The following is a 15,855-nucleotide window of genomic DNA, read 5'->3' as shown; positions in this document are numbered from 1 at the left end:
GCTTGCAGGAATACTTACTCCTGCTGGGCAAACGCCTGCTCGGCATCCCAACCACCGCCAAGCGCAGCGATCAGCTGCACGCTGGCGACCAGGCGCCCTTCCAACAACGTCAGTGCACTGCGCTCGTTACTCAGCGCGGTGGTCTGCACATTGACCACATCCAGGTAGCCGATCAGACCGGCGCGGTACTGGTTTTCAGTCAGGCGCAACGACTCGCGTGCCGCTTCCAGCGCTTCCTGGCGCACCACCGCCTCGTCGGCGTACACCTTCAACTGCACCAGAAAGTTCTCCACTTCCTTGAAGCCGTCGAGCACGGTCTGGCGGTACTGCGCCACAGTCTGGTCATACACCGCCCGGGTGCGGTCAACCTCGGCGCTGCGCTTGCCGGCGTCGAACAAGGTCAGCGCCAGTTGCGGCCCCACCGACCAGTAGCGGTTGGGCAGCTCGATCCAGTTGCTGAAGCTGCTGCTGGAGTAACCGCCACTCATGCTCAGGCTCAAGTCCGGGAAGTAAGCGGCACGCGCCACGCCGATGTTGGCGTTGGCGGCGATCACGTTGCGCTCGGCCGAGGCGATGTCCGGGCGCCGCTCGAGCAGTTGCGACGGCAACGCCACCGGGATTTGCGGTAGCGCCGGAATGCGCCCGCTGTCGGCCAGGGAAAACTCCGCCGGGGCCTTGCCCAGCAACACCGCGATGGCGTTCTCGAACTGCGCACGCTGCCAGATCAGGTCGATCAGGTCGGCCTGGGTGGACTTGAGCTGGGTACGCGCCTGGGCCACCGCATCCGGGCCGGCGACACCGGCGCGGTACTGGTTTTCGTTCATCCGCAGCGATCGCTCATAGGTCGCGACGGTCGCCTCCAGCAAGCGCTTCTGCTCGTCGATTACCCGCAGCTGCAGGTAGTTCTGCACAAGCTCCGACTGCTGGCTGAGGCGAATCGCGGCCAGGTCGGCGAAGCTGGCTTCGGCACTGGCTTCGTTGGCGTTCAGGGTCTCGCGCAGCTTGCCCCACAGGTCGACTTCCCAGCTGACGCCGAGCTGCGCGTTGTAGGTGTTGCGGATACCGCTGCTGTTGTTGGACAGGCTCGAACTGGAACTGCCGGTGCCTTGTGCCGAGCGGTTCTTGCTGGCGCTCAAGTCCAGGCTGGGGAACAGCGACGCCCGGCTGCTGCGTACCAAGGCCTGGGCCTGGCGGTACTGGGCTTCCGATTGCGCAACGGTCTGGTTGCTGCGGTTGAGTTCCTCGACCAGCGCATTCAACCCGGCATCGCCGTAGATTTCCCACCAGGCACCACGGGCGATGGCATCGGACGGGTTGGCCTGGGTCCAGCCCTCGGCCTGCTTGTACTGCGCCGGTGTACTCAGCGCCGGGCGGTGGTAGTCCGGGCTCAGGGTACAGGCACTGAGCATGGCCACGCACAGCCCGGCGCCGGCCAGGCGCGAGCCACGGCCACGGGTCAGCAGCTGCAAGGCACGGTGAAGCGGAGTCTGGGCGAAGTTCATAGCGGCGTGTCCAGGGCGGCGTCGGTGCGTACACCGCGCCAATGGTTGAATCGGTGGCGCAGGCGGTCCAGGTACAGGTACACCACCGGCGTCGTGTAAAGGGTCAGCAGCTGGCTGACGACCAGGCCGCCAATGATGGTCAGGCCCAGCGGCTGGCGCATTTCGGCACCTTCGGCGCGGCTGATCAGCAGCGGCAAGGCACCCAGGATGGCGGCCAGGGTGGTCATCAGGATCGGCCGCAGGCGCAGCAGGCAGGCGCGGCGGATCGACTCCTCCGGGCTCAGGCCCTGGTGGCGCTCCAGCTGCAGGGCCAGGTCGATCATCAGGATGGCGTTCTTCTTCACCACGCCGATCAGCAGGAACAGGCCCAGCAACGAGATCAGGCTGAACTCGCCGCCAGTGGCATACAACGCCAGCAAGGCGCCGACACCGGCCGAGGGCAAGGTCGACAGGATGGTCAGCGGGTGGATGTAGCTTTCGTAGAGGATGCCCAGCACCAGGTACACCAGCACCAGGGCACCGAGGATCATGAACGGCTGCCCTTCCTGGGTCTTGGCGAACGCACTGGCCGTACCACCGAGCTTGGCGATCACTTCCTCGGGCAGGCCAAGCTTGGCCACTTCCCGCTCGACCGCGGCCATGGCCTGGTCGGGGCTGTAGCCTTCGGCAACGTCGAAGGCGATGTCTTCGGAGGCGAACTGGCCTTCGTGGCTGACCCGGTCATTGGCCAGGCTGTTCTCATAGTGGGCGATGGTCGACAGCGGCACCCGCGCACCGTCACTGGTGATCACCTGCACCTGCTCCAGGGTGCTTGGGTCCCAGGCGTATTTCGGGTTGATCTCCAGCACCACCTGGTACTGGTTGAGGCTGTCGTAGATGGTCGAGATCTGCCGCTGGCTGTAGGCGTTGTTCAGCACGGCGGTGATCATGTCCATGTCGATGCCCAGGCGCTTGGCCTGGTCACGGTCGACCACCAGCGTCACCTGCTGGGTGCCGGAGCCGTCACGGGCGTCGATGGCCGTCAGCTCGGGGAGCGCGCGCAACGCCGCGACCACTTTGGGGAACCACTGGCGCAGGGCCGCCAGGTCACCACTTTGCAGGGTATACAGGTACTGCGAGGTGGTCTGGTCACGGCCACCGCCGCCCAGTTGCAGGTCCTGGTCGGCCATCAGGAACAGCCGCCCGCCCGGCACCTTGGGCATTTCCTTGCGCAGGCGCTCGATGACTTTCTGCGCATCGAGCTTGCGCTCGGCGATGGGCTTCAGGCGTACCAGCACAAAAGCGTTGTTGGTGCCGCTGTTGCCGCCGATGAAGCCGGCCACGCTCTCAACTGCCGGGTCGGCCAGCAGCGCGCGACGGTAGATTTCCATCTTTGGCTGCATGACGCTGAATGACAAGCCATCGTCGCCGCGGATGAAACCTTGCAACTGGCCGGTGTCCTGTTGCGGCATCAAGGTCTTGGGCACCACCACGTACAGGGCGATGTTCAGGCCGATGGTCGCCAGCAGGCTGATCAGCGTCAGGCGCTTGTGGCGCAGGGCCCAGCCAAGGCTGCGGTCGTAGGCATCGATCATGCGCTGGTGAGCCTTGTCGCTCCAGCGTTGCAGGCGTGTCTGCTCGGCGCGATGGGGCCTGAGCCAGCGCGCGCAGAGCATCGGCGTGAGGGTCAGCGACACCACCAGCGAGACGATGATCGCCGCCGCCAGGGTGATCGAGAACTCCTGGAACAGGTTGCGCACGATGCCGCCCATGAACAGAATCGAGACGAACACCGCCACCAGCGATACGTTCATCGACAGCAAGGTGAATCCGACCTCCTTGGCGCCGAGAAACGCCGCGCGCATCGGCGGCTGGCCGTCCTCGATGTGCCGCGAGATGTTCTCCAGCACCACGATGGCATCGTCCACCACCAGGCCGGTGGCCAGGATCAACGCCATCAGCGACAGGTTGTTCAGCGAGAAGCCGCACAGGTACATCACCGCGAAGGTGCCCACCAGCGACACCGGTACCGCCAGGCTGGGGATCAGCGAGGCGCGCAGGCTGCCGAGGAACAGGTAGACCACCAGGATCACCAGCACCACGGCGATCAGCAGGGTGTGTTCGGCCTCCTTGAGGGTGGCCTTGATCACCGGCGAGCGGTCCATGGCCACGTTCAGTTGCACGTTGGCCGGCAGCAGCGACTGCAGGGCCGGGAGCTGGGCCTTGATCTGGTCGACGGTCTGGATGATGTTGGCGCCGGTCTGGCGGTTGACCACCAGCAACACGGCGCTCTGGTCGTTGAAAAAGCCGCTGTTGTAGCGGTTTTCGACACCATCGGTGACGGTGGCCACGTCCGACAGGCGCAGGATCGTGCCGTTCGACTGGCGGATCACGATCGGCTCGTAGTCCTTGGCGGTTTCCAGCTGGTCGTTGGCGCGCACCTGCCAGTTGCGCTGGGCGTCCTCGACAAAGCCCATGGGGCGGCGCTGGTTGGCGTTGGCCACCGCCGTGCGCACCTCGTCCAGCGACAGGCTGTAGTGGTTGAGCAGCTGCGGCTCGACGGCGATGCGCACCGCCGGCAGCGAGCTGCCACCGATCTGCACTTCCCCTACCCCGCTGACCTGGGCCAGGCTCTGCGACAGGATGGTGTCGGCCAGGTCGTACAACTGGCCCTTCTGCAACACGCTGGACGTCAGCGAGAGCACCATGATCGGCGCCTGCGACGGGTTGATCTTCTTGTAGGTGGGCATGCTGCGCATGCCGCTGGGCAGCAGGTTACGCGTGGCGTTGATCGCCGCCTGCACCTCGCGCGCGGCGCCGTCGATGTCACGGCCCATCTCGAAGCCGATGATCACCCGCGTCGAGCCCTGGTTGGAGCTGCTGGTCAGGGTGGTGACACCGGCGATGCTGCCGAGCTTGCGCTCCAGCGGCGTGGCCACGGTAGCGGCCATGACCTCGGGGCTGGCCCCGGACAGGTTGGCTTGCACGACGATCACCGGGAAGTCCATCTGCGGCAACGGCGACACCGGCAGCAGGCCGAAGCTGACGCCGCCGAGCAGCATGATCGCCAGGCTCAGCAGCATGGTCGCCACGGGCCGGCGAATGAAAGGTCCGGACAGGTTCATGCCTCGGCCTGCTGCGCGTCAGCGGCCGGGCGCCAGCGGCGCGCCAGGCGGTCGAAGTACAGGTAGATGACCGGCGTGGTAAACAGCGTCAGCACCTGGCTGACCAGCAGGCCGCCGACCATCACCAGGCCCAGCGGCTGACGCAGCTCGGCACCGGAGCCGGTAGCCAGCATCAACGGCACGGCGCCGAACAGCGCGGCCAAGGTGGTCATCAGGATCGGCCGGAAGCGCAGCAGCGCTGCCTGGTAGATCGCATCCTGCGGGCTCATGCCCTGATTACGCTCGGCCTCGAGGGCGAAGTCGATCATCATGATCGCATTCTTCTTGACGATGCCGATCAGCAGGATGATGCCGATGATGGCGATCATGCCCAGGTCGTTGCCGCTGAGGATCAACGCCAGCAAGGCGCCGACCGCCGCCGACGGCAAGGTCGAGAGGATGGTCACCGGGTGGATGTAGCTCTCGTAGAGCACGCCCAGCACGATATACATGGTCACCACCGCCGCCAGGATCAGCAGCAAGGTGCTCGACAGCGAGGCCTGGAAGGCTTCGGCGGCGCCCTGGAAGCGGGTCTGCACGCCAAGCGGCATGCCGATGTCCTGCTGCACCTGCTCGATCACCTTGACCGCCTCGCCCAGCGACGCGCCATGGGCCAGGTTGAACGACAAGGTTACCGCCGGGAACTGACCGATGTGGGAAATGGCCAGCTGCGCCTGGCGCTGCTCGATGCGCGCCAGCGCCGACAGCCGCACCTGGCCGCCGTCGGTGGCCTTGACGTGGATCGACTCCAGCGCCTGCGGGCCGATCACTGCCGCGTCCTGCGACTGCAGCACCACGCGGTACTGGCTGGCTTGGGTGTAGATGGTGGAAATCTGCCGCTGGCCGAAGGCGTCGTACAGGGCGTTGGTGATCTGCGACACACTGATGCCCAGGCGGCTGGCCATGTCACGGTCGATCACCAGGTACACCTGCAGGCCCTTGTCCTGCAGGTCGCTGGCCACGTCCTGCAACTCCGGGCGCTGCTGCAGGGCATGCACCAGCTTGCCGCTCCACTGCGCCAGCAGGTCGGCATCGGGCGACGACAGGCTGAACTGGTATTGGGTGCGGCTGACCCGGTCCTCGATGCTCAGGTCCTGCACCGGCTGCATGAACAGGCGGATGCCGACCAGCTTGTCGAGTTGCGGCTGCAGGCGGCTGATCACCTCACCGGCGGTGACATCCCGCTCGCCATGGGGCTTGAGGTTGATCAGCAGGCGGCCGCTGTTGAGCGTGGCGTTGTCGCCATCGACACCGATGTAGGACGACAGGCTCTGCACCGCCGGGTCCTGCAGGATGACCTTGCTCAGGGCCTGCTGGCGCTCGCTCATGGCGGCGAACGAGGTGGACTGCGGCGCCTCGGAAATACCCTGGATCACCCCGGTGTCCTGCACCGGGAAGAAGCCCTTGGGCACCACCAGGTACAGCAGCACGGTGAGCGCCAGGGTGGCCACGGCCACCAGCAAGGTCAGCGGCTGGTGCTTGAGCACCCACTGCAGGCCGCGGCCGTAGTGCTCGATCATCCAGTCGATCCAGGCACCGCTGGCGCGGTAGAAGCGGCCCTGCTCGTCTTCCTTGGGCTCACGCTTGAGCAGGCGCGCGCACATCATCGGCGTCAGGGTCAGCGACACCACCAGGGAAATCAGGATCGCCACCGCCAGGGTGATGGCGAATTCGCGGAACAACCGGCCAACCACGTCGGCCATGAACAGCAACGGGATCAGTACGGCGATCAGCGAGAACGTCAGCGAGATCAGGGTGAAGCCGATCTGCTTGGCGCCCTTGAGTGCCGCCTGCAGCGGCGTCTCGCCTTCCTCGATGTGGCGCGAGATGTTCTCGAGCATGACGATGGCGTCGTCGACCACGAAGCCGGTGGCGATGGTCAGGGCCATCAGCGTCAGGTTGTTGACCGAGAAGCCGGCCAGGTACATCACGCCGAAGGTGCCGATCAGCGACAGCGGTACGGCGATCGAGGGGATGATGGTGGCGCTGAAGCGGCGCAGGAACACGAACGTGACCATCACCACCAGCACGATGGCGATCAGCAGCTCATGCTGCACGTCCTTGACCGCAGCGCGGATGGTCTGGGTGCGGTCGGTGAGCACCGACACATCGAGGCCAGCCGGCAGGTTGTCGGTGATCGATGGCAGCAACTGCTTGATGCGGTCGACCACCTCGATGACGTTGGCACCGGGCTGGCGCTGGATGTTCAGCAGCACGGCCTGGTTCTGGTTGGCCCAGGCGGCCAGGCGTTCGTTTTCGGCACCGTCGACGATTTCGGCGACGTCCTTCAGGCGTAGCGGCGCGCCATTGTTGTAGGCGAGGATGAGGTTGGCGTATTCCTCGGGCGAGCGCAGCTGGTCGTTGGCGTCGAGCATCGACACCCGGGTCGGGCCATCGAAGTTGCCCTTCGGCTGGTTGACGTTGGACGCGCCGATCAGGGTGCGCACGTCCTCCAGGTTGAGGCCGTTGGCGGCCAGCGCATCGACGTTGACCTTGATCCGCACTGCCTGGCGCTGGCCGCCGGCGATGCTGACCATGCCCACGCCGCTGATCTGCGCGAGCTTCTGCGCCACGCGGGTGTCGACCAGGTCGTTGAGCTTGGGCAGCGGCAGGGTCTTGCTGGAAATGGCCAGGGTCAGCACCGGGGTGTCGGCCGGGTTGACCTTGTTGTACACCGGCGGCGCCGGCAAGTCGCTGGGCAGCAGGTTGCTGGCGGCGTTGATCGCGGCCTGCACCTGTTGCTCGGCGACGTCCATGTTCATGTCCAGGCTGAAGCGCAGGGTCAGTACCGAGGCGCCGCCGGAGCTGGTCGAGGCCATCTGTTCCAGGCCCGGCATCTGGCCGAACTGGCGCTCCAGCGGGGCGGTCACCGCGCTGGTCATCACCTGCGGGCTGGCGCCTGGGTACAAGGTCATGACGCGGATGGTCGGGTAGTCGACCTGGGGCAAGGCCGACACCGGCAGCAGCTTGTAGGCGATCAGGCCGGCCAGAACGATGGCCAGCATGGTCAGCGTGGTAGCGACCGGGCGGAGGATGAACAGGCGCGACAGGTTCATGCGCCCGCCTTGGCTGCCGTTTTGCCGGAAGGCGCTTCATCGGCCTGGGCCGAACCCTTGGCGTCCTGGCCCTGCAGGTGCTGGCCTGGGGTGGTCGGCACTTGCGAGCTGTCTTCGACCACTTCGACCTTGGTGCCTTCGCGCAGGCGGTCGGTGCCTTCCAGCACCAGGCGTTCGCCTGCCTTGAGCCCGTCGAGGATGACGCTGTTCTGGCCATCGCTGGCGCCGACCTTGAGCTTGCGGATATTGACCGTGCTCTGCTCGTTGACCACATAGGCGAAGGTGCCGTCGTTCCCGAACTGCACGGCCGCTGCCGGAGCCATCACCACCTGCTTGAGGGTGTCGGCCAGCAGGCGCACGTTGACGAACTGGTTGGGGAACAGCGCCTGGTCCTTGTTCTCGAAGCGGCCCTTGAACTTGAGGGTGCCGGTGGTGGTGTCGATCTGGTTGTCGATGCTGCCCAGCACGCCGGTGGACTGCAGCTTGCTGTCGGTGCGGTCCCAGGCCTCGACGGGCAGGCTGGCGCCGCTGCGGTAACGGTCGAGCACGGTGTTCAGCTCGGTTTCGGGCAAGGTGAAGGCAACACTGATCGGCTCGGTCTGGGTGATCACCACCAGGGCGGTAGTGTCGTTGGCCGCCACCAGGTTACCCAGGTCGAGCTGGCGCAGGCCTACGCGGCCGCTGATCGGCGCACGGATCTGAGTGAAGTCGAGGTTCAGGCGGGCATCGTTGACCTGGGCCTGGTTGGTCTTGACCAGCCCCTGGAACTGCGCGACCTGGGCTTCTGCGGTGTCGAGGGTCTGTTTGGCGATGCTGTCCTGGGCGTACAGGCCCTTGTAACGCGCCAGGTCGACCTGGGCGTTCTTCAATTGCGCCTGGTTCTGCGCCAGGGTGCCTTCGGCCTGCTGCAGGGCGATCCGGTAAGGTCGTGGGTCGATTTCGGCGAGCAGGTCGCCGGCCTTGACCTGCTGGCCCTCCTTGAAGAGGATCTTCACCAGCTCGCCTGCCACACGGCTGCGCACATTCACCGTGTTGGTCGCAGTGACCGTGCCCAGCGCCTTGTAGTAGAGGGGGAAGTCACCCACGCGCACCGGCTCGACGCGTACCGGCACCGGGTCGGTGGAGCCGCCGAAACCAGGCCGGCCGCCCATCCCCATGCCCATGCCTTTGCCGCCACGCCCTCCACCGGCCGCTTTGTGGGCAGGCGTTGCCGCGGGCCACAGCCACCAGGCCAGCAGGGCCACCAGCAGCAGGATCAGCAGGCCGACGAGCCAGCGACGAGGGGATCGGGAATTGGACACTTGCATGGGTTGAACGAACCTTGTTCAGAAATGGCGGCTTGGGAGGTTGAACGATAAGCACTGGCATCGTTATAGCAAAGGCTCTTTACCAGAGGTTTACCTTTGCCTGACGTTGCCAAAAGGTTGAACTTTAAATGAAAACGGCCCGGAAAGCGTTCCGGGCCGTTACAGGGTGTTGCTTGGAGAGGAGCCAGGCAGAAGAGTTCCTTTACCTGCCCCGGACCTATCGTGGGTAAACCCGCTTCTACAGGAATATCACAGCTTTCAAGGGCTGCGCCGTACCTGTGGGAGCGGGTTTACCCGCGAAAGGGCCGGAACAGGCTGAAACAGCCGCCCCTGCCCCACGCAATCCTTACTTCAGTACAGCCAGGGCTGCATCGTAGTTCGGCTCGTCAGCGATTTCGCCAACCAGCTCGCTGTGCAGCACCTTGTCGTTCTCGTCCAGCACCACCACGGCACGGGCAGCCAGGCCGGCCAGCGGGCCGTCGGCGATGGCGACGCCGTAGTTCTCGAGGAACTCGCGGCCACGCAGGGTCGACAGGTTCTTCACGTTATCCAGGCCTTCGGCACCGCAGAAGCGCGCCTGGGCGAATGGCAGGTCGGCCGAGATGCACAGCACCACGGTGTTGGCCACGTCGTTGGCCTGGGCGTTGAACTTGCGCACGGACGTGGCGCAGGTCGGGGTGTCGACGCTTGGGAAGATGTTCAGCACCTTGCGCTTGCCGGCGTAGTCCTTCAGCGACTTGTCAGCCAGGCCTTCACCGACCAGGGAGAAAGCCGGAGCCTGGGCGCCGGCCTGTGGCAGGTTGCCTTTGACCTGAACCGGGTTGCCTTTGAGAGTCACTTGAGCCATGACGAAATCCTTATGCGGGGTTTTGAAAAGGACACTGAGTTAATCATGAAGGCGGCCGGGTGCCTATGGGTACATGCAAATTGTTCTATTGCCTGACAATTCCTGTGGACAAAAAAAAGCCCGGATGGAGACAAACGCTCCGGGCTTTTCCTGTTGCAGGCAATGAATCAGCCGATCAGGCCGTACACCACCGAGGTCAGCGCAACCAGGCCGATCACCACCACGAACACGTTCGACAGTGCACCGCTGTACTTGCGCATCGATGGCACGCGACGGATGGCGTACATCGGCATCAAGAACAGCAGCACGGCGAGGATCGGGCCACCGAGCGATTCGATCATGCCGAGGATGCTTGGGTTGAGGGTGGCGACGATCCAGCAGACCACCAGCATCAGTGCGGCGACCAGGCGGTCCAGGGCTTTGGCACCCGGGCGTGCGCCGGTCTTGGCAATGATGCCCTTGAGGCCTTCACTGGCGCCGATGTAGTGGCCGAGGAACGACTTGGCAATGGCGACGAAGGCGATCAGCGGCGCGGCAAAGGCAATGGTCGGGTTGCTGAAGTGGTTGGCCAGGTACGACAGGATCGACAGGTTCTGCGCCTTGGCTTCGGCCAGCTGGGCGCTGCTCAGGGTGAGCACGCAGCTGAACACGAAGAACAGCACCATCACCACCATCAACAGGTGGGCACGGCGCAGGATCTGGCCACTGCGCTCGTCGGCGTGCTCGCCATAGCTGCGCTTCTGGTCGACGGCGAAGGCAGAAATGATCGGCGAATGGTTGAACGAGAACACCATTACCGGGATGGCCAGCCACAGGGTGTGCAGGAAGGCCGTGCCCGACGGCACCTGTGTGGCGCTGTCGAGGATGCCACCGGTCCAGTGCGGGATCAGGTACAGGCCGAGCAGGCCCAAGGCAACGATGAACGGGTACACCAGCAAGCTCATGACCTTGACCGTGGCCTGCTCGCCGCAGCGCACGATCGCCAGCAGGCCGAGGATCAGCACGAACGACAGGATCGCGCGGGGTGGAGGCACCATGTGCAGCTGGTGCTCCATGAAGCTGCTGACGGTGTTGGTCAGGGCCACGCTATAGATAAGCAGGATCGGGAAGATCGCAAAGAAGTACAGCACGGTGATCAACGCACCGGCCTTGATGCCGAAATGCTCTTCGACCACTTCGGTGATGTCACCGCCACTGCGCCCGGACAGCACGAAGCGAGTCAGGCCACGGTGGGAGAAATAGGTCATCGGGAACGCCAGCGCGGCCAGGATCAGCAGCGGCCAGAAGCCGCCGAGGCCGGCGTTGATCGGCAGGAACAAGGTGCCTGCGCCGATGGCTGTGCCGAACAGGCCCAGCATCCAGGTAGTGTCGTTACGCGACCAGCTGCCGAGGGTGGCGGGGGTCGATTCTACAAAGCGTTGTTCAACGCTTGGGGCCTGCTCATTCATTCCGGGTGAAGCTCCACTCGCAAGACTGCAACAGGCTGAGAATGGCGAAATAGACGTTTCGCCCAACTCAACCGGGGAAGAGGGGCGCGATTGTGCACGGAAAGGTTGCACTTGCGAAGCCCCTTTCCGAGGAGCGGTTGCACTTGTCTTTACAAGCAGGTTGTGCCCAGGGGCGTTGCAGCCCATTGGCCGGCAAGCCGGCTCCCACACCCACTGAGCAGAACTTGAGGCGTGCGCTGTACCTGTGTGGGAGCCACGCTTGTCGTGGCGACGAACCGCGGCGATGGGCCGCAAAGCGGCCCCGTGCGGCCTTACTTCTGTACGGCAGCGAAGGCTTCGGCAACCCGTTGCAGGTTGGCCGGACGCAAGCCGGACATGCACACCCGGCCGCTGTCGATCAGGTACACGCCGAACTCGTCACGCAGGCGGCGGACCTGCTCGACGCTGAAACCGGTGTAGCTGAACATGCCGCGCTGGCGCAGGAAGAACTGGAAGTCCTGGCCTGGCAGCAGTACCGCCAATGCATCGACCAGCGCCTGGCGCATGTCGAGGATACGCTTGCGCATCACTTCCACTTCTGCCGCCCACTGGGCGTTGAGTTCGGCATCGCCGAGCACGCCAGCCACCAGCTGGGCCCCGAAGTTGGGTGGGCTGGAGTAGTTGCGACGCACGGTGGCCTTGAGCTGGCCGAGCACGCTCTGGGTGGTGGCTTCGTCGTCACAGACCACCGACAGGCCCCCTACCCGCTCGCCGTACAGCGAGAAGATCTTGGAGAACGAGTTGCTGACCAGGCACGGCACGCCGGCACGGGCCATTTCGCGGATGGCGTAGGCGTCTTCCACCAGGCCTTCGCCGAAGCCCTGGTAGGCGATGTCGAGGAACGGAATCAGTTGGCGTGCCTTGACCACTTCCACCACTTGTTGCCATTGGCCCTGCTCGAGGTCGGCACCGGTGGGGTTGTGGCAGCACGGGTGCAGCAGCACGATGCTGTTGGCTGGCAGGGCCTGCAGGGCCTGCAACATGCCGTCGAAGTCGACGCCACGGCTGGCCTGGTCGAAGTACGGGTAGGTGTGCACCTTGAACCCGGCACCTTCGAAGATGGCGCGGTGGTTGTCCCAGGTCGGGTTGCTGACCCAGACTTCCGACTGCGGGAAGTAGCGCTTGAGGAAGTCGGCGCCGACTTTCAGCGCACCGGAACCGCCAACGGTCTGCACGGTGGCCACGCGCTTGCCGGTCACGGCCGGGTGGTCGGCACCGAACAGCAGCGCCTGGATCGCCTGGCGGTAGCTGGCCAGGCCTTCCATCGGCAGGTACAGCGAGGCTTCATGGGCCTGGCCCGCGATGCGTTTTTCCACCGCATCGACCGCTGCCAGCTGCGGCACCACACCGGCCTCATCGTAATACAGGCCGATACTCAGGTTGACCTTGTCGGCGCGCGGGTCGGCCTTGAAGGTTTCCATCAACGAGAGGATCGGGTCGCCGGCATAGGCATCGACATGTTTGAACACAGCGTGCAGCTCCTTGGATCAGGACAGTTCGGAAAGACTGCCCTGAGGATACCCGGAGTCGGGCCCAAGGAACATCACATAAGTGCAAGGTTGTCTATGCAACTTTGCACAGGGAGGATTTGCACTGGATGCTTCGCGGGTAAACCCGCTCCCACAGGGACCGCACCCACCTTGAGCCCTGCGCTGCAGCTGTGGGAGCGGGTTTACCCGCGAAAGGGCCGGTTCAGCCGAGCAATGCCTTCAGGCCTTGCAACTCTTGTTCGGTCACCGCCACCCCTTCCCGCTCGGCCTGCTCCCGCTCGCGGTAGCGCCGCTCGCCCGGCATCCGCGATAGCCCTGCGCCTTGCATGTGCTCGACCAGCTCGCGGCTGCGCTGGGCAAACCGCTCACCCTCGGCCTTGCTCGGGTCAATGACGATGATCAATTGCCCGGTCCACGGCGTCTTCGCCCCTGGGTGCCCCGACCAGTCGAACTCCCAGGAGAAATGCCCGCCGGTCAGCGCCGCCGCCAGCAGCTCGACCATCATCGACAGCGCCGAGCCCTTGTGCCCGCCAAACGGCAACAGCGCGCCGCCTTCGAGAATGGCCTTTGGGTCGGTGGTCGGCTGGCCCTGGGCATCCACGCCCATGCCTTCGGGCAATGCCTGGCCGGCACGCGCAGCGATCTGCACGTCGCCGTGGGCCATGGCGCTGGTGGCCATGTCGAAGACGATCGGATCATGCCCCGCGCACGGCGCGGCGAAGGCGATCGGGTTGGTGCCGAACAACGGTTTGCGTGCACCGTGCGGCACCACGCAGGTCATGCTGTTGACCACGCTCAACGCCACCAGGCCTTCATCTGCAAACGGCTCGACATCGGGCCACAGTGCGGCGAAATGGTGCGAATTGTGGATCGCCAGCACGGCAATGCCGGCACTGCGGGCCTTTTCCACCAGCAACCCACGCGCCGCAGCCAGGGCAGGCTGGGCGAAGCCACCGGCGGCATCCACGCGCACGTAGCCGGGCGCTACATCGGTCACCTGCGGCGTGGCACGGCCATCGACCCAGCCGCTGGCCAGGGTCGAAACGTAACCGGGGATACGAAACACGCCGTGGCTGTGGGCGCCATCGCGCTGGGCACTGGTGCAGTTGTGGGCAAGCACGGCGGCCACTGCCTCGCTGCAGCCGTGGCGCTGGAAGATCGCTTGCAACAGCCCCTGCAGTTCGGCGAAGGGCACGCGCACGAGCGGGCTGGTGGAAGGTGCGGACATCTGTAGCTCCTTTCTTGGAATTGGAATGGCAACAGCGTGTGCAACGACAAAAACTTTCCGATAAGTGACAGCTATCTGTCAAATATTGACGAGATGACAGAAAACAGCCATTTTCTATTCCACGCCTCGCCTGGAGCAGCAGCATGAGCCAACCGATCAAGCAACGCCTGGAAAACAGCCTGCAAGGGGCCGCTGCCTCGGGCCGCAAGATCGCCAGCTACATGCTTGCCAACCTGCACGAACTGCCGTTCCAGACCTCGGCCAGCATTGCCGCCAAGCTGGGCGTCAGCGAATCCAGTGTCGGGCGCTTCTGCCGATCCCTCGGTTATGCCCATCTCAAGGCGCTCAAGCAAGACCTGCAGAGCGACCTCGGCGACGGGCCGTGGCTGATGGGGGATCGCCTGCAAGAATATCGCCAGAATGAGGACGTCAGCGACAACGCCGGCAGCCTGGAGCTGGAAATGGCAGCCCTGGTCCGCGTCCACGAATACCGCCAGAGCGACGCCTGGCACGCCGTGGCACAGCGCCTGGCAGAAAAGCCGCGGGTATGCATCGCCGGCTTCCAGACCGAGCGTGGCATCGCCATGTGCATGAGCCACCTGTTGCAATACCTGCGCGACGGCGTGCAACTGGTCGATGGCAGCGCCGGGCACTTCGGCGACGTGCTGCTCGGCCGCAGCGAGGCCACCACGCTGGTGGTGTTCGAGGCCCGCCGCTATTCGCGCCATGCCCTGCTGCTGTGCCAGAAGGCACGCGCCGCCGGCATCCCGGTCACGCTGGTGACCGATACCTTCTGCGACTGGGCCGATGCTCATGCCGACGAAGTGTTCCGCATCCCCACCGAATTCAATCTGTTCTGGGAATCCACCGCAACCATGCTGTCGTGGGTGCACCTGATGGTCAACGAGGTCTGCAAGAAGCTCGGGCCTGATGTTGAAAAACGCTTGGAAGCAACTGCCGCTCTACATAACGAGTTCGTCGGCTACACCTCGTGGCCGGCCAACAAACAACAATAGCAAGAGTGCAAGAGGTGCGAGATGAACAAGACCATGGCTTTGCTGGGTGCGTGTGCCCTGCTGCTGGCAGGTAACGCCAGTGCCGAGACCCTGCGCTTCGCCACCGAAGGTGCCTACCCGCCCTTCAATTATGTCGATGCCGATAACCAGCTGCACGGCTTCGACATCGACATCACCCACGCCCTGTGCGAACAGATGAAGGTCGAGTGCACCCTGGTCGCCCAGGACTGGGAGGGCATCATCCCGGCGCTGATGGCGCGCAAGTACGATGCCGTGGTGGCGTCGATGATCGACACCGAGGAACGGCGCAAGAAGATCGCCTTCACCGACCACTACTACCGCACCCCGCTGACTGTCGCGGTGGCCAAGGACAGCAAGATCAGCGACGCCCAGACCCGCTTCGACGGCTATACCGTCGGCGCCCAGTCGTCCTCGACCCAGGCCATCTATGCCGAAGACGTGTACGCCAAGGCTGGCGCCGACGTGAAGCTGTACCCGACCATGGACGAGGCCAACGCCGACCTCGCCGCCGGCCGCCTGGACGGGGTGATTGCCGACAAGTTCCCGCTGCATGAGTGGATGAACAAGAACGGTCAGGACTGCTGCAAGATCCTCGGTGACGTTGCCAACACCAAGGCCGACGCTGCCATTGCCGTGCGCAAGGACGACGATGCCCTGCGCCAGCGGCTGAACACCGCACTGGCCGAGATCGTTGCCAACGGCACCTACCAGAAGATCGCCAGCAAGTACTTTGCCTTCGATATCTACAACTGATCTTC

The 15,855-nt window shown here is 64.6% G+C and carries 10 protein-coding genes; 2 read left to right on the top strand and 8 right to left on the bottom strand.

Features of this window, described 5'->3' with window-relative positions; translation table 11 throughout:
- Positions 1–14: 14 nt before the first annotated feature.
- From OCX61_RS12475 to OCX61_RS12440, 8 genes are all read right to left on the bottom strand, one after another.
- Complete coding sequence (locus OCX61_RS12475; RefSeq protein WP_261944084.1) at positions 15–1,502, bottom strand: efflux transporter outer membrane subunit; 1,488 nt, start codon at positions 1,500–1,502, stop codon at positions 15–17.
- Positions 1,499–4,606, bottom strand: coding sequence for an efflux RND transporter permease subunit (locus OCX61_RS12470; RefSeq protein ID WP_261944083.1), 3,108 nt, complete (start codon positions 4,604–4,606; stop codon positions 1,499–1,501). Before OCX61_RS12470 ends, OCX61_RS12475 begins: the two co-directional genes overlap by 4 nt.
- Complete coding sequence (locus OCX61_RS12465) at positions 4,603–7,701, bottom strand: MdtB/MuxB family multidrug efflux RND transporter permease subunit (protein WP_261944082.1); 3,099 nt, start codon at positions 7,699–7,701, stop codon at positions 4,603–4,605. The genes OCX61_RS12470 and OCX61_RS12465 overlap by 4 nt, the downstream gene beginning before the upstream one ends.
- On the bottom strand, positions 7,698–9,008 hold the full coding sequence (locus OCX61_RS12460) for an MdtA/MuxA family multidrug efflux RND transporter periplasmic adaptor subunit (RefSeq protein ID WP_261944081.1): 1,311 nt from the start codon (positions 9,006–9,008) through the stop codon (positions 7,698–7,700). Before OCX61_RS12460 ends, OCX61_RS12465 begins: the two co-directional genes overlap by 4 nt.
- A 346-nt stretch (positions 9,009–9,354) precedes the next feature.
- Positions 9,355–9,855, bottom strand: coding sequence for a thiol peroxidase (gene tpx, locus OCX61_RS12455; RefSeq protein WP_261944080.1), 501 nt, complete (start codon positions 9,853–9,855; stop codon positions 9,355–9,357).
- Between the two features lie 167 nt (positions 9,856–10,022).
- Positions 10,023–11,303 carry a serine/threonine transporter gene (locus OCX61_RS12450; RefSeq protein ID WP_261944079.1) on the bottom strand — a complete coding sequence of 427 codons (1,281 nt, stop codon included), beginning with the start codon at positions 11,301–11,303 and terminating at the stop codon, positions 10,023–10,025.
- A gap of 311 nt (positions 11,304–11,614) precedes the next feature.
- Complete coding sequence (locus OCX61_RS12445; RefSeq protein ID WP_261944078.1) at positions 11,615–12,811, bottom strand: amino acid aminotransferase; 1,197 nt, start codon at positions 12,809–12,811, stop codon at positions 11,615–11,617.
- A 223-nt stretch (positions 12,812–13,034) separates the two neighbouring features.
- A complete protein-coding gene (locus tag OCX61_RS12440) occupies positions 13,035–14,060 on the bottom strand; it encodes an Ldh family oxidoreductase (RefSeq protein ID WP_261944077.1) in 1,026 nt (341 codons plus the stop codon).
- Between the two features lie 143 nt (positions 14,061–14,203).
- Between OCX61_RS12440 and OCX61_RS12435 the strand changes: the two genes are divergently transcribed.
- Positions 14,204–15,076 carry a MurR/RpiR family transcriptional regulator gene (locus tag OCX61_RS12435; RefSeq protein WP_085678850.1) on the top strand — a complete coding sequence of 291 codons (873 nt, stop codon included), beginning with the start codon at positions 14,204–14,206 and terminating at the stop codon, positions 15,074–15,076.
- Between the two features lie 21 nt (positions 15,077–15,097).
- Positions 15,098–15,850, top strand: a complete 753-nt coding sequence (locus OCX61_RS12430; protein WP_261944076.1) for a transporter substrate-binding domain-containing protein — start codon at positions 15,098–15,100, stop codon at positions 15,848–15,850.
- The last annotated feature ends 5 nt before the right edge of the window (positions 15,851–15,855 follow it).

The sequence above is a fragment of the Pseudomonas sp. LRP2-20 genome, assembly GCF_024349685.1.
Classification (GTDB): Bacteria; Pseudomonadota; Gammaproteobacteria; order Pseudomonadales; family Pseudomonadaceae; genus Aquipseudomonas.
The sequence above is the reverse complement of the archived record's forward strand: the minus strand, read 5'-3'. Positions and strand labels throughout refer to the sequence as shown.

Bases quoted from the DNA above. Each gene is read 5' to 3' on its own strand.
- OCX61_RS12435 (WP_085678850.1), top strand. From the start codon at position 14,204: ATGAGCCAACCGATCAAGCAACGCCTGGAAAACAGCCTGCAAGGGGCC.
- OCX61_RS12440 (WP_261944077.1), bottom strand. From the start codon at position 14,060: ATGTCCGCACCTTCCACCAGCCCGCTCGTGCGCGTGCCCTTCGCCGAA.
- OCX61_RS12470 (WP_261944083.1), bottom strand. From the start codon at position 4,606: ATGAACCTGTCCGGACCTTTCATTCGCCGGCCCGTGGCGACCATGCTG.
- OCX61_RS12460 (WP_261944081.1), bottom strand. From the start codon at position 9,008: ATGCAAGTGTCCAATTCCCGATCCCCTCGTCGCTGGCTCGTCGGCCTG.
- tpx (WP_261944080.1), bottom strand. From the start codon at position 9,855: ATGGCTCAAGTGACTCTCAAAGGCAACCCGGTTCAGGTCAAAGGCAAC.
- OCX61_RS12450 (WP_261944079.1), bottom strand. From the start codon at position 11,303: ATGAATGAGCAGGCCCCAAGCGTTGAACAACGCTTTGTAGAATCGACC.
- OCX61_RS12465 (WP_261944082.1), bottom strand. From the start codon at position 7,701: ATGAACCTGTCGCGCCTGTTCATCCTCCGCCCGGTCGCTACCACGCTG.
- OCX61_RS12430 (WP_261944076.1), top strand. From the start codon at position 15,098: ATGAACAAGACCATGGCTTTGCTGGGTGCGTGTGCCCTGCTGCTGGCA.
- OCX61_RS12475 (WP_261944084.1), bottom strand. From the start codon at position 1,502: ATGAACTTCGCCCAGACTCCGCTTCACCGTGCCTTGCAGCTGCTGACC.